22 protein-coding genes are annotated in these 21277 nt (G+C 51.1%); 9 read left to right on the top strand and 13 right to left on the bottom strand.

Annotation, left to right across the window (positions count from 1 at the left end; all coding sequences use genetic code 11):
• Window positions 1–22: 22 nt before the first annotated feature.
• The 4 genes from cyoE to ACQ66Q_RS14905 are packed head-to-tail and all read right to left on the bottom strand — an operon-like array spanning window position 23 to window position 3232.
• A complete protein-coding gene (gene cyoE / locus ACQ66Q_RS14920) occupies window positions 23–931 on the bottom strand; it encodes a heme o synthase (RefSeq protein ID WP_430457528.1) in 909 nt (302 codons plus the stop codon).
• On the bottom strand, window positions 928–1980 hold the full coding sequence (locus ACQ66Q_RS14915; RefSeq protein ID WP_430457527.1) for a COX15/CtaA family protein: 1053 nt from the start codon (window positions 1978–1980) through the stop codon (window positions 928–930). The genes cyoE and ACQ66Q_RS14915 overlap by 4 nt, the downstream gene beginning before the upstream one ends.
• A complete protein-coding gene (locus tag ACQ66Q_RS14910) occupies window positions 1977–2504 on the bottom strand; it encodes a hypothetical protein (RefSeq protein ID WP_430457526.1) in 528 nt (175 codons plus the stop codon). The genes ACQ66Q_RS14915 and ACQ66Q_RS14910 overlap by 4 nt, the downstream gene beginning before the upstream one ends.
• Entirely contained in the window at window positions 2504–3232 is a 729-nt protein-coding gene (locus tag ACQ66Q_RS14905) for an SURF1 family protein (RefSeq protein WP_430457525.1), read from the bottom strand. Before ACQ66Q_RS14905 ends, ACQ66Q_RS14910 begins: the two co-directional genes overlap by 1 nt.
• A gap of 13 nt (window positions 3233–3245) precedes the next feature.
• On the opposite strand from ACQ66Q_RS14905, the gene ACQ66Q_RS14900 reads away from it, so the two are divergent.
• Window positions 3246–3455: a DUF2909 domain-containing protein gene (locus tag ACQ66Q_RS14900; protein ID WP_430457524.1), complete on the top strand. Its 210-nt coding sequence runs from the start codon at window positions 3246–3248 to the stop codon at window positions 3453–3455.
• Between the two features lie 54 nt (window positions 3456–3509).
• On the opposite strand, the gene ACQ66Q_RS14895 is transcribed toward ACQ66Q_RS14900, so the two are convergent.
• The 5 genes from ACQ66Q_RS14895 to lexA form a co-directional block, all read right to left on the bottom strand.
• Window positions 3510–4391, bottom strand: coding sequence for a cytochrome c oxidase subunit 3 (locus ACQ66Q_RS14895; RefSeq protein WP_430457523.1), 882 nt, complete (start codon window positions 4389–4391; stop codon window positions 3510–3512).
• 1 nt (window position 4392) lies between these two features.
• The gene (locus ACQ66Q_RS14890) at window positions 4393–4959 is read right to left on the bottom strand and encodes a cytochrome c oxidase assembly protein (RefSeq protein ID WP_430457522.1); all 567 of its coding nucleotides are present in this window, start codon (window positions 4957–4959) and stop codon (window positions 4393–4395) included.
• Window positions 4960–4968: 9 nt separating this feature from the next.
• Window positions 4969–6561: a cytochrome c oxidase subunit I gene (ctaD, locus tag ACQ66Q_RS14885; RefSeq protein WP_430457520.1), complete on the bottom strand. Its 1593-nt coding sequence runs from the start codon at window positions 6559–6561 to the stop codon at window positions 4969–4971.
• Between the two features lie 3 nt (window positions 6562–6564).
• Complete coding sequence (gene coxB, locus ACQ66Q_RS14880; RefSeq protein ID WP_430457519.1) at window positions 6565–7713, bottom strand: cytochrome c oxidase subunit II; 1149 nt, start codon at window positions 7711–7713, stop codon at window positions 6565–6567.
• Between the two features lie 260 nt (window positions 7714–7973).
• A complete protein-coding gene (gene lexA / locus ACQ66Q_RS14875; RefSeq protein ID WP_430457518.1) occupies window positions 7974–8606 on the bottom strand; it encodes a transcriptional repressor LexA in 633 nt (210 codons plus the stop codon).
• A 154-nt stretch (window positions 8607–8760) separates the two neighbouring features.
• On the opposite strand from lexA, the gene plsB reads away from it, so the two are divergent.
• Window positions 8761–11187 (top strand): glycerol-3-phosphate 1-O-acyltransferase PlsB, encoded by a 2427-nt coding sequence (gene plsB, locus ACQ66Q_RS14870; protein ID WP_430457517.1) that lies wholly within the window; start codon window positions 8761–8763, stop codon window positions 11185–11187.
• A 27-nt stretch (window positions 11188–11214) separates the two neighbouring features.
• Here plsB and tesB read toward each other — a convergent pair whose 3' ends face one another.
• Both tesB and ACQ66Q_RS14860 read right to left on the bottom strand, forming a co-directional pair.
• Complete coding sequence (gene tesB / locus ACQ66Q_RS14865) at window positions 11215–12090, bottom strand: acyl-CoA thioesterase II (RefSeq protein WP_377248847.1); 876 nt, start codon at window positions 12088–12090, stop codon at window positions 11215–11217.
• A gap of 71 nt (window positions 12091–12161) precedes the next feature.
• Complete coding sequence (locus ACQ66Q_RS14860) at window positions 12162–12464, bottom strand: hypothetical protein (RefSeq protein WP_430457516.1); 303 nt, start codon at window positions 12462–12464, stop codon at window positions 12162–12164.
• 97 nt (window positions 12465–12561) lie between these two features.
• On the opposite strand from ACQ66Q_RS14860, the gene ACQ66Q_RS14855 reads away from it, so the two are divergent.
• Together ACQ66Q_RS14855 and ACQ66Q_RS14850 are read left to right on the top strand one after the other, a co-directional pair.
• On the top strand, window positions 12562–13041 hold the full coding sequence (locus ACQ66Q_RS14855) for an EVE domain-containing protein (protein ID WP_430457515.1): 480 nt from the start codon (window positions 12562–12564) through the stop codon (window positions 13039–13041).
• A gap of 57 nt (window positions 13042–13098) precedes the next feature.
• Complete coding sequence (locus ACQ66Q_RS14850) at window positions 13099–13338, top strand: hypothetical protein (RefSeq protein ID WP_377248856.1); 240 nt, start codon at window positions 13099–13101, stop codon at window positions 13336–13338.
• Between the two features lie 9 nt (window positions 13339–13347).
• Here ACQ66Q_RS14850 and ACQ66Q_RS14845 read toward each other — a convergent pair whose 3' ends face one another.
• Entirely contained in the window at window positions 13348–13869 is a 522-nt protein-coding gene (locus ACQ66Q_RS14845; RefSeq protein ID WP_430457514.1) for a hypothetical protein, read from the bottom strand.
• Window positions 13870–13965: 96 nt separating this feature from the next.
• On the bottom strand, window positions 13966–15687 hold the full coding sequence (locus tag ACQ66Q_RS14840) for a DUF885 domain-containing protein (protein ID WP_430457513.1): 1722 nt from the start codon (window positions 15685–15687) through the stop codon (window positions 13966–13968).
• A 332-nt stretch (window positions 15688–16019) separates the two neighbouring features.
• On the opposite strand from ACQ66Q_RS14840, the gene ACQ66Q_RS14835 reads away from it, so the two are divergent.
• From ACQ66Q_RS14835 to ubiB, 5 genes are all read left to right on the top strand, one after another.
• On the top strand, window positions 16020–17036 hold the full coding sequence (locus tag ACQ66Q_RS14835; RefSeq protein ID WP_377248865.1) for a diguanylate cyclase domain-containing protein: 1017 nt from the start codon (window positions 16020–16022) through the stop codon (window positions 17034–17036).
• A gap of 5 nt (window positions 17037–17041) precedes the next feature.
• Entirely contained in the window at window positions 17042–18127 is a 1086-nt protein-coding gene (locus ACQ66Q_RS14830; RefSeq protein ID WP_430457512.1) for a DNA alkylation repair protein, read from the top strand.
• 74 nt (window positions 18128–18201) lie between these two features.
• Window positions 18202–18969 (top strand): bifunctional demethylmenaquinone methyltransferase/2-methoxy-6-polyprenyl-1,4-benzoquinol methylase UbiE, encoded by a 768-nt coding sequence (gene ubiE / locus ACQ66Q_RS14825; protein WP_430457511.1) that lies wholly within the window; start codon window positions 18202–18204, stop codon window positions 18967–18969.
• 11 nt (window positions 18970–18980) lie between these two features.
• Window positions 18981–19607, top strand: a complete 627-nt coding sequence (locus ACQ66Q_RS14820) for a ubiquinone biosynthesis accessory factor UbiJ (RefSeq protein ID WP_430457510.1) — start codon at window positions 18981–18983, stop codon at window positions 19605–19607.
• On the top strand, window positions 19604–21232 hold the full coding sequence (gene ubiB / locus ACQ66Q_RS14815) for a ubiquinone biosynthesis regulatory protein kinase UbiB (RefSeq protein WP_377248877.1): 1629 nt from the start codon (window positions 19604–19606) through the stop codon (window positions 21230–21232). The genes ACQ66Q_RS14820 and ubiB overlap by 4 nt, the downstream gene beginning before the upstream one ends.
• Window positions 21233–21277 lie beyond the last annotated feature (45 nt).

Here is a 21277-nt window from a genome sequence, read left to right as displayed (position 1 = left end):
TTGTCACCCTACTGCGCTGGCCTTATTGCCAGCGCCAGAACCATTGCTGGTCCAGAATCAGCAGCAAGAATAACAACATCAGATGGTAAATGGAAAAGCGAAACATCAGCATCGGTTGTTTTGGATCGTCCGCAAACTTCAGCCGCCAGGCATGACTGATAAAACCCAGATTCAACAACAAACTGCCTGCCAGATAGAGCACGCCAGACATGCCAACTAAATAGGGCATCAGACAAACCAGCGTCAGGATCAGCGTATAAAACAGAATTGCGGTCTTGGTAAATTCGATGCCATGGGTCACCGGCAGCATCGGCATGTTGACCTTGGCGTAGTCATCCCGCCGATGAATGGCCAGCGCCCAGAAATGCGGCGGGGTCCAGGCAAAAATAATCATCACCAGCAGCCAGGGCTCAGCCGATAAAGTCCCGCTGATACTGGTCCAGCCCAACAGCGGTGGCATAGCACCGGCAAGCCCCCCAATAACAATATTCTGCGGCGTGGCACGCTTCAGAAACATCGTATAGATCCCGGCATAGCCAAACAGACTAGCCAGCGTCAGCCAGGCCGTCAGCGGATTGACCCAACCGTACAACACGACAAAACCCACAGCGGCCAACGTCAGTGCGAACCCCAATGCCTGTTGACTGCTCACCCGGCCAGTGGCCACAGGCCGACGCTGGGTACGGGCCATTTTCGCATCAATATTTTGGTCCAATACATGATTCAGTGCCGCCGCCGCTGCGGATAGCAAACCGATACCGCATAAAGCAATCATCATCACAACAGGCTGCGATTGTGCAGATGGCGCCAGCAGCATCCCGACCCAGGCGGTCAACAACAACAATGCCACCACTTTGGGCTTGGTCAGTTGATAATAATCCCGCCAGCTTTGCTGCTGTGCCTGCGTTAACGACATCTTACTGATACTCATGCCAGACTCCCTGAAGATGATGGACGTTGCATTCCAGAGTGTTGCCGCATTGATTGCATAGACCTGCTTAATTGCACCCGCGCGATAATAGTGGCAGCAAGCAGATTGGCCGCGACAAAGTTATGTGCCACGGCATTTGGCAACGGTAATAACCACCAGATGTTTAAGACACCCAATACAAATTGCAGACTCAGTAAAAACAACAGCAGCAGCGCCTGCCGGCGGTACACAGCGCCTTCTGCCTGATGGCGGGCACCAAAGCGCCAAAGCCGGATGGCAAAAGCACCGACCAACAACACCGTCAGCACGGCTCCCAGCCGATGGCTGATATGAATGGTCTGGCGCGCCTCTTTACTCATCACACCAAATTCATAATTGTCATGCCCCAGGTGCAGGTCAAAGGCCTCATCGAATTTCAGCTGTTCGGTCCAGCCGGCATGACACAAGGGCAATTCAACACAGGCCATCGCGGCATAATTGGCAGAGGTCCAGCCGCCAAGCGCAATCTGTAATACCAACACCAGACTCGCGCAGGTGCCGAGCAGGCGCAGCCGCGATGGCGCTGTCAGCGCAGGTGGTGCGGCCGCTACGGCGAGCTGTCGGCGATACAACCATAACAGCGTCAGTAAACTGAAACCGCCGAGCAAATGGCCCATGACCACCAGCGGGAACAGGTTCAGTGTCACAGTCCACATGCCGAGTGCCGCCTGAAAGACCACCAGCGCGAGCAATGTCGCAGGTAACAACCTGACTCTGCGCTCTGCCAATGTACTCAGAACAAATATCGCCGCGATCACCAGTCCCAAGGTACCGGCAAAATACCGATGCACCATTTCATTGCGTGCTTTATGCGGCTCCAGTGGCCGTTCCGGGTAACGACTGGCGGCGATGTCGGCATGATGCTCCTGCGGCAACTGCATAAAGCCATAACAACCTGGCCAGTCCGGACAGCCCAGGCCGGCATCGGTTAACCGGGTATATGCGCCCAGCACAATCACTACCATCGTCAGAGCAATGGCAAAACTAACCAGCCGTTTTAAGCCGTTCATACCGGCCCCCGGTCGAATTTCATCAGTTTCTGCAGGTCAGCCATCACATCTTTACCCAATAACGGAAAACTCTCGACTGCTGCCGGCAGCGGATAATGCAGCAACGCCAACCCCTGATGCTCGACGATAATCAGGCTACCGGCCGGCAGCCCGGCAAACGTACTTTGCACAACTGGTATCTGTGCTTTGGTATCGACGCTCACTGTCGGCAAAGCCGCTGATTGCGCGGCAAGTATTAGCAAATCCAGTTGATCTTGTTTGCGCCCAAGAGCCAGATGAATTTGTTGCATTAAGTTCACGACCGCCTGGCAATGACTGTCGCAGGTATCCGGTTGCAGATAGACCAAGCGCCAATGCGCCGAATTTGGCTCTGAGGCCGGCAACAGGCGGATCTCCTGCGGATACCAAACGCCTTTATTATTGACACCAGACTGGTACCAGCCGGTTTTTAGCAAGACAAAGGCCGCCAGCAATGGCACAGCCCCTACCAACAAAAACAAACTGAGAAAACGCTGCTTATTCATCAACTCTCCTTCTGATACCGGACTGCGACTGCTACAAAAACCACGGCGACCGCGAGCAGCGCCCACTGCAAGGCATATGCGCGGTGTTTTTCCGGGGGGAGAATCACCGGCGAATAATGCGGTTGGAATTCGCTGTGCTGCTGATAGAACACGGCATCGACCAGCGTCAGCCCGCTGCTGTGCGCTAAATCAGCCGGCACAATAGCCTGCACTCGTTGCGGGTAATTTTGACTCACTTCCACATTTTGCCCGATTACAAAAGGACGCGGTGCGTCGCGCAACACACCGCTTAATTCGAATGATGCCGGGACTTCGACCTTGGGTAAAACTGAGCGCTCAGACATGCCCGCCGTCCAGCCGAGGTTGACCAGTAGCACTAGCTTGCTGTCTTTGACCTGTACCGGAATTAACACGTCGTAACCGACAACACCGTTCAGGATTTGATTGTCGACCAACCAGATATAAGGGGGCAGCCAGAATGCTTCGCCTTGCAGCGGCGCACCGTCAAACTGGGCCAATTCAGCCACAGAAAGCTGTTGCAGCGGTACGCCATCCTGTTGTTGCCACGCAGAAATTTGCTGTAATTGTTGTGTTTTTTCTTCAGCGCGCTGCCATTGCCACCAGGCCAACTTGCTTAACAGTAAAAATGCCGCCACAGTTATCAGCACAGCCGCATATTGCCAGCGATTACCGGCACCACGCGCTGAATTCCCTGGTATATGCGTCATAAGGACACCTGCCATGCTGATCAAAATTGTCTTGGTTTGTTTGTTATTTTTTGTCGTGTTTCAGTTGTTCCGTGCCTTATGGCTGATGTTAAAAAACGACCCGAATCAGGCTTCGATGTCCAAGCATCTGGGCAGGCGCGTGATGTTCTCTGTGTTGGTTATGGGGTTAATCATTCTGGCACTGGCGCTAGGCTGGATCGAGCCGCACCAGCGGCCATATTGACAAAACCCGGTGAGCACGGACGAATTCAGTCGAATCCGTCCGGATCTGTTTCAGCTACAACACATAAACAAACACAAACAGGCACAACCAGACCACATCAACAAAATGCCAATACCAGGCAGCCGCCTGAAAGGCGAAATGGTTGTGCGCGGTAAAATGATTTTTCAACATGATGCGCAACCAAATGATCGCCAGAAATAACGCGCCGAGTGTCACATGCAGGCCATGAAAGCCGGTCAGCAAGAAGAATGTATTGCCGTAAATGCCCGAATCGAGGCGTAAATTCAGTTCCTGATAAGCATGCATATACTCATAAGCCTGCAATCCAAGAAAACTGGCGCCGAGCAGTACCGTCAGCAATAACATCAACCGCAGCTGCAGTCTTTTACCCTGCTCAAGAGCCACATGAGCAAACTGCAGCGTTACCGAAGACGTTAGCAGGATCAGCGTGTTATACAAAGGTAAGCCCTGCCAGGGCATTGCAGTGGTTTCGATACCACCGGGGGTTTTGGTCATAGGCCAGTGTGCGGAGAAGTCAGGCCATAGAATTTCTGCAGTCATGGCATTGTTGCTTTCGCCATCCAGCCAGGGCATCGCTATCATCCGGGCGTAGAATAACGCGCCGAAAAAGGCGGCAAAGAACATCACTTCAGAAAAGATAAACCAGCTCATTCCCTGACGGAACGATCGGTCCATCTGTGCGCTATACAGCCCGCCCATCGACTCATCGATAACATTGCGAAACCAACCCACCAACATAAAAACCAACAGCGCCACCCCGGCCAGCAGCATATATTCACCGTGGCCTTCTTTGTTGCGCGTGACTTCATTTACAAAATGGCCGGCACCAAAAGCCAGCAAAAATAGAGCAATAGCCCCGACAATAGGCCATGGGCTTTGCTCCGGTACATAATAGGTTTGATACGTCTTGGCCATGTTACTTCCCCGTCTGATAAACAGCAGCCACTTGCGCAGCTGGACTATGCTGGGTTACGTCGTACAGCGTGTAAGACAGCGTAATGGTTGAAAACTGCTCCGGCAGCGCCGGATCTACGTAGAACTGCAAAGGCATCAGCAATTTCTCGCCGGCTTTTAAAGTCTGGCGCTGAAAGCAGAAACATTCCATCTTGTTAAAATATAAAGCAGCCTGTCCGGGCGATACTGACGGCACTGCTTGTGCGACCATCAATGCCTGTGTCGGATTTTCTGCTTCGTAATACACCAATTTTATTTCGCCAGGATGCACCTGAATTTGCCGGGTTTGCGGCTGAAATAACCACGGCATTTTCGGATCCGGTTTCGCCAGAAACTCAATAGTGACCTGTCTTTTCAGATCGGTAACCGCTTTGTCTGCAGTCGCAGCCATACTGCTGGTTTTGCCATTCAGCCCGGTCAAATCACAAAATACGTCGTACAACGGCACCAATGCATAACCGAATCCAAACATGCCTCCGGTAATAAGTAGCAGTTTAAGTAACAGTGGTCTGTGATTGGGTGCCGTCATAAGTGGGTCCTATTTCACATCGGGTGGCGTCGTAAAGCTGTGATAAGGCGGTGGTGACGATAATTGCCACTCCAGCCCTTCCGCACCTTCCCAAACCTGCGCCGTCGCCGCCGGTCCGCCCTTGATACATTTCACCAGCAGCCAGACAAACAGCAGCTGTGACAAGCCAAAAGCAAAACCGCCGATACTAATCAACGCATTGAAGTCAGCGAACTGCAGCGCATAATCCGGGATCCGGCGCGGCATACCGGCAAGGCCAACGAAATGCATCGGGAAAAACAGCACATTGACAGAAATGAGCGAACACCAGAAATGCCACTGCCCCAGCGTCTCGTCGTACATATGTCCGGTCCATTTTGGCAACCAGTAATAGGCCGCAGCGATGATGGAGAATATGGCACCTGTCACTAATACATAGTGGAAATGTGCGACAACAAAATAGGTGTCGTGGTACTGGAAGTCAGCCGGTGTAATAGCCAGCATCAAGCCAGAAAATCCGCCAATGGTGAACAACACGATAAAGGCGATAGCAAACATCATCGGCACTTCAAACGTCAGTGCGCCGCGCCACATTGTCGCCACCCAGTTAAACACCTTCACGCCGGTTGGCACCGCAATCAACATGGTGCAGTACATAAAAAACAACTCAGCAAACACCGGCATCCCGGTGGTAAACATGTGATGTGCCCAGACCAGGAAAGACAACAGAGCGATGCTGGACGTGGCATAGACCATCGATGCATAACCAAACAACGGCTTACGTGAAAAGGTCGGAACTATGCTGGAGACGATGCCAAAAGCCGGCAGGATCATGATGTAGACTTCAGGATGACCAAAGAACCAGAAGATATGCTGGAACAAGACCGGGTCTCCACCACCTGCAGCATCAAAAAAGCTGGTGCCAAAGTACTTATCTGTCAGCACCATTGTCACGGTACCGGCCAGAACAGGCATCACTGCAATCAGCAAAAATGCCGTAATCAGCCAGGTCCAGACAAACAATGGCATTTTCATCCAGCTCATGCCTGGAGCACGCAGATTAAAGATGGTCACTATCACATTGATTGCGCCCATAATCGACGAAATACCCATGATATGTACCGAAAATACAAATAAAGCTGTGCTGTCACCGCTGTATTTGGTTGACAGTGGTGCATAGAACGTCCAGCCGAAACCAGGCCCGCCACCTTCCATAAACAGTGACATCAGCAGAATGGCAAAAGCAAACGGCAGGATCCAGAAACTCCAATTGTTCATCCGTGGTAATGCCATGTCCGGCGCCCCAATCATCATCGGGATTAACCAGTTAGCCAGTCCGGTAAAAGCCGGCATCACAGCACCGAACACCATGATCAGACCATGCACTGTGGTCATCTGATTGAAAAATGCTGGCTCTACCAGTTGTAAGCCGGGCTGGAACAGTTCGGCACGGATCACCATGGCCATCGCACCACCAATAAAAAACATGGTCAGCGCAAATAACAGATATAAAGTCCCGATATCTTTGTGGTTTGTCGTATAAAACCAGCGTTTCAGACCCGCTGGTGGATGGTGATGACCATGGTCGGCGTGATGATGTGGCTCAGTTGAGATTGTGCTCATGCCTTACTCCTTCTGTCCATTTTTCGCGGCCTGTATGTCAACTGCCTGGATCAGATCGCCGGTATTATTGTCCCAGGCATTGCGCTCATAGCTAATCACCGCAGCAATTTCCTGCAGGCTTAACTGTTTGCCAAATGCCTGCATCGCTGTGCCCGCCTTTCCGTTCAGCACAATGTTGATGTGCGCGGCTTTTTGGTCAGCTAAGGTTGCCATTTTACTGCCTTTGAGTGCCGGAAATACGCCAGGTAGACCCGTGCCACCGGCCTGATGACATGCAGCACAATAACCCTGATAAACTTTCTCCCCCAATGTCATCGCCTCGGCCATCGTCATTTGCATCGACAGCAATTCCTGCTCAGCCGCTTTGAGTTTGGCCAGCCTTACCCCTTCGGCCTCAATCCACCGGTTAAAATCATCGGGCGTTTTTGCGACGACCACGATCGGCATGAAACCGTGGTCTTTGCCGCACAGCTCAGCGCACTGGCCACGATATGTCCCTGGCTCATTGACCTGAGTCCAGGCTTCATTGATATACCCTGGATTGGCATCTTTTTTCACCGCAAAAGCAGGCACCCACCAGGAATGGATCACATCGTCTGAAGTCATCAGAAAACGAACTTTTTTACCAGTCGGGATCACCAGTGGGCGGTCAACTTCCAGTAAATAATTTTCGTTTTTCTGCAGTTTGTTCTGGATTTGTTTGGCAGGTGTCGCGAGTAGCGAATAATACTCCACCGGGTATTCAAGATATTTGTAGTGCCATTTCCATTGTGAGCCGGTGACCAATACCGTCACCTCGGATTTAGTGGTGTCTTCCATCGCAATGAGCGTCTGGGTGGCGGGGATTGCCATTAACACCAGAATAACGACGGGAATTGCAGTCCAAAGCAGTTCAACTTTGGTACTTTCATGAAATTGCGCAGGCTGCACACCTTTTGCTTTGCGATGATGGACAATGGACCAAAACATAGCTCCAAAGACCACCAGGCCAATTCCGCAACAAATGTAGAAAATAGTCATATGCAGGTCATACACCTGCTGACTTATCTCCGTAACCCCCTTGGTCATATTCAGGGGCATTTCTGCGGCAATAGCCGAATCGACACACAACAAGGCCAGCAGCGAGCAACGACTTACCATCGTGTTCGCCACAGCACGTCTCCTCTGTCAGTTTGCATAAACTGTTGCCAGAATCCGACGCGCCCACCGCTTTGCATCCCGATTCTGCAACTTATCGTTGTTATTTTTTCCTGTAAGAAACCGCCCTTGGCCTTCTAGTTGACCATTTGTTTTGGCCGGTTCTGGTTAAGAATTAGACAGATTCCGTGAAAAGCCAAGGTGAGAATGAAAAAAAACGCCACAATGTCTAAAACTGTGGCGCATCTGTGTAAATCAATGATTTGTTTTAAAAATCACCAGGTCTGAGTACGGACAACTCCGACGGCTAAACCTTCAATTGCAAAGAACTGCTGGGTTAAGTCTACTTTTATCACATTAAAGTCGTGGTTTTCAGGGTGTAAGTAAACAAACTGCCCCTCCTTGCGGAATCGCTTCACGGTGACATCTTCATCGACCCGCGCAACTATCACTTCACCTTGCCTGGCTTCTGTTGTTTTGTGCACAACCAGTAAATCACCATCCAGAATGCCGATGTCTTTCATACTCATGCCAGACACTTTAAGCAGGAAATCAGCTGATGGATGAAACAAGTTGGCATCGATCTGATGGTATTGTTCAATATGTTGTGTTGCCAGAATCGGCTGACCGGCAGCCACCCGGCCAATCAGTGGCAGTCCCTGAATTTCCGGCTCATTGGCCGCCACTTCAGTGGTATCTTCGATGAGGCGGATCCCCCGTGAAGTGCCCGGCAACATTTCAATAAAACCTTTTTTTGCCAGCGCTTTTAAGTGCTCTTCAGCAGCATTTGCCGACTTAAATCCGAGCTGTGTTGCGATTTCCGCTCGCGTCGGTGGCATCCCGGTCTGGGCCTGATAATCTTTCAGAAGTTGCAGAATTTCGGCTTGTCGTGGTGTAAGTGGTCGCATGATGCTGAATGCCTATACAGTGGATACTGGGAGTATATACAGTGAAAAGCGGTGTGCCAAGCGCGTTAAGGCACAATTTACTGGTAAGACCTGAATTTGGCGCTGTTTTTCATTCCGTGCTACAGTAGCGGGCTGTCGTTTTTGCAGGTTTCTTATGTTCGCCCGACTCACTTTTTTGGCCAGGATGCTTTATTGGCCACTCAAACCGCTGGTGCAGTGCAAAATTGTTGCAGCCCCGCCACCTCAGTCTGCATTGAGTGCAGACAAGCCTTTGTTTTACATCACCAAAGTATCTTCAGCCAGCGATCTGGCTACGTTGATGCGGGTCTGCCGCCAGCTGGGATTACCAGCACCGGATGACGAAGTGCAACTGGGTTCAGTGCGCTTGCCGCGCACATTGTATCTGGAAAATCCAAAAACCCTCAGTGGGCATCAGAACCCATCTGCAGCGCTGCAAATTGGTCAGCAGCTGTTAGAAGCTCATCTGGATCATACCCAGGATGCTCAACTCATACCGGTTTCGATCAATTGGGGCCGCGCTCCTGGCAAAGAAGCTAGCGTCAAAGCCATTATTGGTGAACAAGCCGCACCAAACTGGCTACGTAAGCTGTTGATAGTGCTCATTTCCGGCCGCCATACGCTGGTACAATTTTCCGATGCATTGTCATTACGGGACATGGCCGGCCAATATGGGGCGGCGGCTGATACTGCGCATAAGTTGTTGCGGATGGCTCGTTTCCATTTCTATCGCCAACAACTTGCCGCAACCGGCCCGCGCCAGCCTGACCGTGCCGCCCTGTTTAATGCGTTATTAGGGTCCGCCTCCGTTCGGCAAGCCATTGAAGAAGAAGCGCTGCAGAAACAAATACCATTGCCGGCAGCCCGACAGGAAGCACTCTTGTTGCTCGAAGAAATTGCCGCTGATCAACGTGAATCCACAGTGCGGCTTGGCGAGCGCTTTTTGCGCTGGTTGTTTGACAAACTCTATACCGGTATCCAGGTTCGCAATAACGAACAAGTACGAGAGCTGGCTCAGCGCGGGCACGAGATTGTTTATCTGCCCTGTCACCGCAGTCATATGGACTATTTGCTGCTCAGCTATGTGATTTATCAGCAAGGTCTGGCATCACCGCATATTGCAGCCGGTATTAACCTGAATTTCTGGCCAATCGGCAAAGCGTTTCGTCGGGGCGGTGCGTTTTTTATCCGGCGCAGTTTCAGTGGTAATAAGCTGTATTCAACGGTATTTCGCGAATATCTGACGCAATTGTTCCGCAAAGGTTATGCGGTAAAATACTACAGCGAAGGCGGTCGCAGCCGCACTGGCCGGCTGTTACAGCCCAAAACCGGCATGCTTGCCATGACTATTCAAGCGATGCTGCGTGGCATTGACCGGCCGGTCACTATCGTGCCGGTTTATCTCGGTTACGAACATGTGATGGAAGTGGGCACTTATTTACGTGAACTCAAAGGCACTCATAAAGCGAAAGAATCTGCGTTTGGTATTGTCAAAGCCGCGACAAAGCTCAGAAATTATGGTTTTGGCTTTGTAAATTTTGGCGAACCGCTGTCACTGAATCAGTTTTTGCAACAACAAGTGCCCGACTGGAAAACTGCCATTGACCCGCTGGAACCGCCAAGACCAGACTGGCTGAACCCGGTCGTGTCAGTACTAGCCCATCAGGTGATGCTGCGGATTAATCAAAGTGCCGCTGTCAACAGCGTGAATCTGCTGGCAACTTGTATTCTGGCCGCACCGCAACAGGTGTTGCCAAAGCCGCAACTGCTGGCGCAAATGGAGTTGTATCTGCGACTGTTACGCGACGCGCCTTATCATGCAAATGTGACACTGGCGGCAGGCTCTGCGACCGAATTATTACAGCATGCCGAGCGGCTGCAAAAAGTGCAGATTGAGCAGGATGACTTCGGCGCTTTGGTACGATTTGCACCACATGATCAAGTGCTGATGAGCTATTACCGCAGTAATATCAGTCATTTGTTTATGATACCGGCGATTCTCGCTACAGCTTTGTTACAACAACCACAGACCAGGCATGCTTTGCTGCAGTTAACTCAACAGCTGCAGCCGTTGCTGGAGCAAGAACTATTCCTGGCCCCTCAGCATCTCAGTCACTATGTCGATAGCCTGATTCAATTTATGCAACAGGAAGGTCTGATTGACTGTCAGGCAGAAACCGATATGTTCAGCGTGGCCGAACCAAAACGCGCCCAGCTGGAATTGCTGGCCTGTCTGGCTGATGCGGTCTTGCAAAGGTACAGTATGGTCCTGCAGCTTATCCGCGGCGCTGAACCGATGGAACGTGACGCACTGGAGCAAAAGGCACACCAGCTGGCGCTGCGGCTGTCGACGTTACATGGACTCGACTCGCCGGAGTTTCACGACAAGCGTCTGTTTGTCACGCTGATTAATGCACTGAAAGATCTGGGTTATATCCATGCGGATGCGCAATACAAACTGCAGATCAGTGAAAGCTTTGACGGATTGGATCAGCAAATCCAGCAACTGCTCAGTGCGACCGTCAATGCCAGTATCCGCCAAATTGGCAGTCAATCCGTTTAGGATCGGCCCCAAGCGACAAATGGGCGATCACTCGCCCTTTGCTTTGTCGTAACTACGGATCACGCCTTCCTGCATCGTCGACGCAACTAAAGTACCGGCACGGTTAAAAAACTGCCCCCGCACCAGCCCCCGGGCGCCGGATGCACTCGGGCTGTCCACCGAGTACAACAACCAGTCGTCGAAGCGGAAATCTTCATGAAACCACATCGCATGGTCAATTGTGGCCACCTGCATATTCGGCGCCATAAAAGATTTTCCATGCGGCTGCAGCGCAGTCGGCAGGAAATTGAAGTCAGACGCATACGCCAATAAATACTTGTGTACTCGCAAGTCATCCGGCATCGCGCCATTGGCTTTAAACCAAACGTGGCGTTTGGCTTGACTCACTTGCGGCCTGAACGGATTGTGAAAGGCCACCGAACGCATCTCGATAGGCTTTTCACAGATAAATTTACTACGGATCGATTCCGGGATCGAAGCAGCATGCTCGCGATAAAACTCCAGATCTGAGACTAACTCTTCAGGTTGAGGCACTTGTGGCATCAAATCCTGATGCGCAAATCCCGGTTCATCAGCCTGAAAGGATGCCGTCAGATAAAAGATTGGCTTGCCGTATTGGATCGCACTGACGCGCCTCGTACTGAAGCTTTTGCCGTCACGGATGTTTTCGACTTCATAGACAATAGGTCTGGCTGCATCACCGGGCCGCAAAAAATACGAGTGAAAAGAATGGACTTTCCGGTCTTCCGGGATGGTCTCTTTAGCGGCAGACAAGGCTTGCCCCATGACCTGACCACCAAAGACCGCTTTAAATCCGAGGTCCTGACTCTGCCCGCGATACAGGCCGTATTCGATAGTTTCTAACTTCAACAGCGACAACAGATCTGACAGTACCTGGCTCATCCGATGTTCCTCAAAATGCGGGATAAGCTACTATTTTGCAGGAACATCGGCCAAAGTGCCAAGTTTCTTACTCAGCCGCCACCGCCCAGCGACTGTTGTAAAGTGCGGTCATTGACCATTTGTTGTGCTTGTTTACGCTCATCATTCTGTTGGGCAATTGTTTTACAGACTTTCACGGTACGATTGCTTCCCAGCGTTTTTTCTTTGCGACACACGACAGCGTTTTTGTCCGTGTCTTTATTATATGACTTCACCACCGCCACTTTGGCTGGTGCGCTGGTCGGCTTAGCGGCAGACGCGGTTTCTGGTGGTGTTGATGTGCAAGCTGCCAAGCTTATACAACCCAGCAACAACATCCATTTCGGCTTGAACATAGTGTTTCCTTGTTATCAATAATGCAACATCTAACTTACCCCGCCTGACCTTGCTGTGCAAGTACGACAGTGATAATTTACCTACAATGATTACAAAATGAAAAATCAGCAGCCTATGTATTGGGTGTTTAAAACTGAACCTGCGGAATGCAGTATTGCGGATATCGAAGCAGCGGGCTCCACAGGCGTGATCTGGGAAGGCGTACGCAACTATCAGGCGCGTAATTTCCTGCGGGATCAGGTAAAAACCGGTGATATGGTGCTGATCCACCATTCCAGCTGTGCTGCAGTCGGTATTGCGGGTGTCGCCACCGTTATTGCTGAAGCATTTACCGATCCCAGTCAGTTTGTCGCCGACAGCCTCTACTACGACCCAAAATCCAGTGCAGACAAAGCGCCCTGGGTAGCCGTCAGAGTTGGATTTGTCCGGAAGTTCCCGCAGATCCTGTCCATGGCAGACCTACGCGCAGTAGAAGGGCTAGCGGAGATGCAATTGTTGAAAAAAGGCAACAGATTGTCGATTATGCCGGCAACAAATGCAGAATTTGACCTTGTACTTTTGGCGGCAAAGGCTTAGAGTCTAAAGTGCACCTCGAAGGAGGATCTGTAGCCGACTTAAGACGGAGTTGTTAACATGGTCGCTGTAGCTGAAGACAGACGCGCAGAAGAAAGGGATCTCAACTACTTTTGGGATCGATTGAATATCGCACAAAAATTTTCGGTGTCTGAGTTACAACGCTTTGGCTACGAACTGGCATTTGTTCGCCGCAGCCCAAGCTTCAGTATGGCGGTGTTGAGATCTGGCGAACGTCTGGCTGCGGTTGATCAGGATGGTCAAATCGATACTACCCCGACGATTTCATTCCGAAGTTAAGATTACCGTTCAATTGCTGACACTTGCTTGCGTCGGTCTCTGTACATCTTTATGTGAAAACTCTTTTGCCAACAAGTACATCTGCTGACACATCTGTAAATACCCTGCAAAATTTTGCTTTTGCCAGCCGTTAATTAATCGACCATGTTTGCCAATGACGGCTTCAACAGCCGAATATTCAAGATCTGCATGTAATTTCAGTGCACGCTGCAACGCGGGCTGCAATGCCAGTTGGCGGCTGGACATTTCCTTACATAAGGTTGGGATCAATTGGATTGCTAGTTCAAAGATATACATCTCATCTTCTGCCAGACGACTCATCCGCCGGACGCTACCAAGCTGCAGCAACAAAAACTGGCTAAATTCCTCAGCCAACTCATAGGTAAATTGCTGAACCTGCGAAGACTCCTGATCTAACAGTCTGAACTGCGCTAACAACCGTTTGTGTTCAGAGGCCAGGCTGTCGGTCCTGACCAACATCACGACCATTAATACCAGCAGACAAGCAAAGGCGAGAACCCACCAAACCACAACAATTTTCCCAATCAATGACAGATAATGTACTGAAATTTAACACAAACAGTGGTTAGTCAGCCAGCGCTGACCAACCATTGTTCCCTTGCCATCTTATCGAGTCTGCTCGATATACAAATCTATCTGCTGTTCCAGAACTGGCAACGGTACACTACCATTGGACAACACAGCATCATGGAACTCGCGTACGTTGAATTTTTCTCCTAGCACAGATTCTGCTTTTTGCCGCAACCGTTTAATGGTCAGCTCACCGAGTTTGTAGGACAGCGCCTGAGCTGGCCAGCTGATATAACGGTCAACTTCAGTCGTGACATTGTGCATCGACAAAGCGGTATTTTGTGCAAGATAATCAATAGCCTGCTGCCGACTCCAGCCCATAGTATGCATACCGGTGTCAACGACCAGACGACAAGCACGCCACATTTCATAAGTCAGGCGGCCGAAATTGCTGTACGGGTCCTGATAAAAGCCCACTTCCAGGCCAAGATATTCAGAGTACAAACCCCAGCCTTCACCAAACGCAGACGTGTAAAAACTGCGCCGGTACGCAGGCAAACTTTCCTGTTCATTGGCCAGTGCGACCTGTAAATGGTGGCCGGGCACCGCTTCGTGCAATGTCAGAGCTTCCAGTTCGTACAAGGGCCTGCGGTCCAGCGCGTAGGTGTTGACCCAATAAAACCCTGGATCGCCTGCAGCGCGACCGCCTGAATAGCGGCCTGTGGTGTATTTAGGTGCGATCTCAGCCGGTACAGCCTCTACACCGTACGGTGTGCGTGGTAAGGTTTTAAACAACTTTGGCAGCTGCGCATCAATTTTTTTCGACAGATACGCGGCTTCTTTCAGCAATTGTTCCGGCGTGTTGACATAAAACTGCGGGTCAGTCCGCAGGAACTGCACGAAATCGGCGAAACTGCCTTTAAATCCTGTCTTATCAATAACCTGCTGCATCTCAGCCCGAATTCGCGCCACTTCTTTCAGACCAATATCATGTACCTGCTGTGGCGTCATTTTCAGTGTGGTGTAATGCTCCAACCGGTTTTGATAAAAGGCGGCGCCATCCGGCAGTGCAACTGCGGCGATATTATCCCGGGCTCCCGGTACATACTGGCCGACAAAAAAATCCAGATATTGTTGATACACCGGTGTGATCTGGCTGGTGATCAGGGTTTTAGCTTGTTGCTGCAGCGCCAGCCAGCGCGTGGCATCCGTGTCTGCTGGTTGCTTCAGTAATGGCCGGTAAAACGGACTTTTTGTCGGATCGACCGTAATAAAAGATTTGATGCTGTCTTCGTATCCTGCCAACACGGCTTTGGGTTGGGTATAGCCGGTTTTCAGCCCCTGCTGCATCCAGCTGATCTGTTGCTGCATGTAAGTGGGTAATGCTGCCAGTTTCTCCAGATATGCCTGTACATCCTTGTCTGTTTTCACTGACGACATATTCAGCATAAACAGCACGTCGCTGTGGAAGCCTGATTCAGCGGTCAACGGCATGAAATGGGCGCCATACCGATATTCATCGATATCATTCTGCAACCGGTATTGCAGGATAGCGAAATTGATTTTCTGTTGTTCTGATAGATGACTGACGTTGGTTTTATTCAGCTCTGCGATCAGCAGTAAACGTTGCTTTTGGGCTTTCTCCAACGCAGCCGCAGACATGTCGGGTAACCCTGATTTGGTATTCGGCTGCACCTGACCAACCTTTTCCCACCAATCATTGGCAAAGCGGTCAAAATCAACGGGGGAGTTTGCAGGCTGTTGTGCACAGGAGATCAAAGTGGCGCAACAGAGGGCAACCAACAGTTTTTGCTTCATATCTGGCAATCCAAATGGCTAATTATGTCGATTGATTGTATACAATTCTGCACGTCGCTCAGTCGCTAACCAACTTGCATTTCTGCCTGTTGAACCGATTTAGTCTGCGGTCGACGTATATTCAGGTTCTGATACAAAGCAAATACCTGAATAATTTGAAAAAAGTGTAGGAAACAGATAAAAAACGCTTGGCGGGATCCACTTGTCCCGTTATTTTAACGATGACAGCGCTGTAATTTCCCTGCAGTGCTTGCGTTGGCATGGCATTTCCGTAACATATCGGCCTTAAGTTACGCTAAGTCTATGCAGTATCCATTGGAGTTTTACTTGGCATGATGTATCAGGATTCAATCGAGCAAGCGAGCGAGAAGGCGGCATTAGCCATAGCCTTCCTGCAGCGGCATCGTTTGGCCGCTCACCCGGTAAACTTCACGGTCGCCTATGAATATATCAGCGGTGTGATCGCTGAATTATGTCAGGCGATCGAAGACAAACTCAGCGCCCGTATCCCGTTTGACGACTTCGTCATGACCGAATTGTACAGCAACTACATAGTCCCGACCGGTCGCCAGAACGAGCAGATGATTGCGGCTGTGTATAAGATGGTCAGCACGCTGAATCAACAATCTGAACAAGCCGGCGAAGCGATCCACGACTATATCGATGTGTTGGATCATAGTTTGGTTGCGTTGAAAACTGACACCCCTGTGCAGGCTCGCGACACCATCAGCCGGATCATGAGCGCGACCTACGAACTCAAAGCCACTCAGCAAAAGCTGCGCGACCAGCTGGCACAATCCAATGACCAGAGTTATCAGTTACGTGCAGAATTAGAGCAGCTCAAACGCGAACGCCACGTCGACGCATTAACAGGTTTGTATAACCGGTTGGCGATGCAAGAACATATCGACCAATGGCTGGCAGAAAACCCGCAGCGGCGGATCGCTGCCATTGCTGTTGATTTAGACCACTTTAAGCAATTTAATCAGGATTATGGCTACAACATCGGTGACGTGATCCTGTCGAAAGTGGCGAAGAAAATCAGTGCTTACGTGCAGGAAAGTGGTCTGCCGGTGCGTGCGGGCGGTGAAGAATTTTTGATCTTGCTGCCCGATGTCGACCTGCGCACTGCCAGCGAAATTGCTGAGCAAGTGCGCCGGGGCGTAGAGAAACTGCGTTTTGTCTCTTCCCGCAGTAAAAAAGCCCTGCCAAAAGTGACTATCTCTTTAGGTGTGGCGTTATATCAGGCACAAGAAAACTGGCATCAGTTTTTGGCACGCTCCAATCAGGTTCTCAGTATCGCGAAAAAACGCGGCCGCAATCAGGTCGCCACTGAAGCCATGCTGTAAGCACGATGAGTGCACCACTTCTCAAAGACCTGTTAGACCTGCCGCTACTGCAGCGTCTGGCAACTTCAGTACAACAACAGCATACCGCGTTTGACTCAAGCCGATTTATTAATGCTTTGTGGGATGCAGAGTACGCTGAGCAAAGCCTGAAGCAACGGGTGCGGCGGATTTCGACCACCTTGTACCATCAACTTGATGTGCCTTTTGCCGAGGCGTGCACGCTGCTACAACCGGTCAGCACAGAGATCACCGGCCTGCCCGGCTTTATTTTTCCCGATATCGTTGAGCAGTTTGGTCTTGATAACTTCTCAACGTCGATGCAGGCGCTGGCACACTTCACCTGTTATTCCACCGCTGAATTCGCCATCCGGCCATTTTTCCGCGCTTATCCTGACCAGAGCCTGCAACAACTGCAAATCTGGAGCCAGTCGGCCAATGTGCATCATCGCCGGCTCGCGTCTGAAGGTTGCCGGCCGCGTTTGCCCTGGGGCCAGGCTTTGCCGCAGTTTATCGCTGATCCGACACCGATTTTACCGGTGTTGCAGGCGCTGAAGCAGGATCCGGAAGATTATGTCCGGCGCAGTGTTGCCAATAACCTCAATGATATCAGTAAAGATCACCCGGCATTGGTGCTGCAACTGGCACAGCAATGGCGTGGTGCCCACGTGCATACCGACTGGATCTTAAAACACGCATTACGTGGTTTGTTGAAACAACGCAACAGCGCGGCGCTGGCATTATTCGACTGTGCCCCGCGGCAACTCGTCAACGCCACGCTGAAGCTTGAACAGTCGGCGGTAAATTATGGCGAGACGCTGCAATTTCACGTTGCATTGACGCTTACCGACGGCCCATCGCCGCTCCGTGTGGAATATGCCATTGATTTTGCTTCAAAGAACGGTGCCAAACGCCACAAAGTATTTCAGTGGACCCAACGGGAACAGGGGCCGGGCATGCTGTCGCTGCAAAAATCATATCGTTTTGCTGATTTGACGACGCGTAAGCACTATGCCGGCGCCCATCAACTACACCTGATCGTCAACGGCGAAATTGTCGTAACACAACGGTTCGACTTGATCCGCGACAATTGATCTACCGCTTTCGGTTGGACTCTGCCCGAGGATCTTTTACACTAGCGCCAACTTCTTCTGGCTAAGGCAATTTCATGTCCGAACAACAGCATTCTAGCAATCAAGACAGTACTCACTTTGGTTTTAAAACTGTTGCGCGCGATGACAAAGTCTCGCTGGTTGCCAACGTATTTCATAGTGTTGCCGCCAAATATGATGTGATGAACGACCTGATGTCATTGGGTATTCACCGGTTGTGGAAACGCTTCACGATTGACTGCAGTGGTGTTCGTCCGGGTCAGAAAGTGCTGGATTTAGCCGGTGGTACCGGTGATCTGACCGCATTGTTTTCCCGCCGGGTTGGTCCGACCGGTCAGGTCGTACTGGCAGATATTAACGAATCGATGCTCAATGTCGGTAAAGACAAACTGCGTGATCTGGGCCTCGTCAACAATATCAGCTATGTACAAGCCAATGCCGAAGCGCTGCCATTTGCCGACAACAGCTTTGACATCATAACCATCGCGTTTGGCCTGCGTAACGTCACTGATAAAGACGCTGCACTGCGCTCGATGTTCCGCGTACTAAAACCGGGTGGCCGGTTACTGGTACTGGAATTTTCCAAACCAACTGAAGCCTGGCTCAGCAAAGTGTATGACGTGTATTCCTTTAAGCTATTGCCGGCGATGGGTCAGCTGGTCGCTAATGACCGCGAATCTTATCAATATTTGGCGGAATCGATCCGGATGCACCCGGATCAGGAAACACTGAAACAGATGATGGAACAAGCCGGTTTCAGCGAGACCAGCTACCACAATCTGACCGGCGGCATCGTCGCGTTACACCGCGGTTATAAATTCTGACGGAAATCATCATGTTAAAACTGCTGTGGCCCGGCCTGCTCTGTACGCTCGGCGAGAAAGTCCTGAATCCACTGATCAGCATGGATCCGGACGCTTTAATGCGACTACAGCGGCTACAAGGCAAACAATTAGCAGTGTGTTTACGCGGCATCGATATACGGCTGGTGCTGACCGCTCAGCCGAACGGCATCTGGCTGAACAGCCATCAGGAAGTCGTGGATTGTGCCGTAGAAACTGAATTCGGCGCCTTGCAGCAATTGTCAGATCCGAGCCAGCTGACGCGGCTGATCCGCGAAAATAAATTACAAATTGACGGGGACCTGCAGACTTTGCAGCAATTCTCGCAGTTTTTCCAACAGCTGAACCCGGACTGGCAGGAGAAACTATCGGCCTTGTTGGGTGATGCAGTTGCCCACAAAACAGCCCGCGCCATTGCCGCGCTGCAACAGGGCATCCGTAATTATCTGCAACAGGCTGACCAGACCATTCAGGAACTGGCACAGGATGAATTACGTCTGACGCCGGTCGCAGCCGAGGTTCAGCAATTCAGCCGGGAGGTCAGTACTTTGGCTGGCCGTACCGAATTATTACAACGCCAGCTTGCTGGCCTGCTCCCGCAGCTACAGGCGTCCTCATGAGTATCAGTCGTTTTTACCAGATCATTAAAACCTTGTTGCAATACGGCTTAGACGAGCTGATCCCGCAGGCGCGACGGCCCTGGTGGCTGGCTCCGCTGCGTACTGCGCTGTTCTGGTTGCGTAACCGTCATCCTGAGCAAAGCCCGGGCATGCGGCTGCGCCTTGCACTGCAAAGCCTCGGGCCGGTTTGGGTCAAATTTGGTCAGATGTTATCAACACGACGTGATTTGTTCCCACCAGAACTGGCCGACGAACTGGCCAAACTGCAAGATCAAGTGGCACCTTTTGATGGCCACGCAGCTCAGCGCCTGATAGAACAGGCGTTAGGTCTGAATGATATCAATGAGTTGTTCGCTGATTTTGCAATAAAACCACTGGCATCAGCATCCGTGGCGCAAGTGCACACGGCGCGGCTTCGCCTGCCAGACGGCACAGAGCCGGAAGTAGTGATCAAAGTGATCCGGCCGGACATCCGACAGCAAATTCTGGCAGATCTGGAACTGATGGCCGATTTAGCCATCGCAGCAGCTCGCTTTTTACCGGATGGCAAACGCCTGCGGCCACGAGAAGTCGTCGCCGAGTATCGCAAAACCATTCTGGATGAATTGGATTTACAACGCGAAGCCGCGAACGCCATTCAACTGCGGCGCAATTTCGAGGGCTCTGAGTCGCTGTATATTCCATTTGTGTACAGCGACCACAGCCGGGTTAACGTGATGGTGATGGAGCGGATTTACGGTATTCCGGTCTCAGAAACCGAACGGCTCATCGCCAATGGCACCGACATGGAATTACTGGCTAAACGCGGCGTTGAAGTCTTTTTCACTCAGGTATTCCGCGACAGTTTTTTCCATGCCGACATGCATCCCGGCAATATTTTTGTCGCCGCGGACAAACCACTGAACCCACAATATATTGGCATCGATTGTGGTATTGTCGGCACCCTGAACCGCGAAGACAAACGTTATCTTGCGGAAAATTTTGTCGCCTTTTTTAATCGCGATTACCGCAAGGTGGCAGAGCTGCATGTCGATTCCGGCTGGGTGCCGGCAGATACGTCGATTGAAGAATTTGAAAGCGCGATCCGGACTGTATGCGAGCCGATTTTCCAAAAGCCACTGGCCGACATATCTTTTGGTCAGGTGCTGATGAATCTGTTTAATACCGCGCGACGCTTCAACATGCAGGTACAACCACAGTTGGTGCTGCTGCAAAAGACCTTGCTGTACATAGAAGGGCTGGGCCGACAGTTGTATCCGCAGCTGGATCTGTGGAAGACCGCAAAGCCATTTCTGGAAAACTGGGTCAAACAGCAAATGGGACCCTGGGCTGTGCTGCGGCAAATTAAAGAGAATCTGCCGTTCTGGGCCGAGAAACTGCCGGAAATGCCGACGCTGCTACATAGTTACCTGCAACAACATCCGCGCTCTCAGCAACAGCTACTAAGCCAATTGCAACAACTGCAGCTCAAGCAGCTGGAACAAGGCAAAAGCCTGAAACTGGTGATTCTGGCGGCAGCTTTTGTCGTCAGCGCGACCATCCTGCTGGCACTCGGCCACTCAGGGTTAGCGCTTGCCGCCTTTGTGGTTGGTTGTATCGGCGCTATCAAAGCGATTTTGTCATAATTTTTTTATAGAATCGGCATCGTTCGCGAAACCGGGCATGGAGTT

Origin of the sequence: Rheinheimera sp., from assembly GCF_965283995.1 — a bacterium.
Lineage (GTDB): Bacteria > Pseudomonadota > Gammaproteobacteria > Enterobacterales > Alteromonadaceae > Pararheinheimera.
Note: the sequence above shows the minus strand (reverse complement) of the source record. Positions and strands in the feature narration are given on the sequence as shown.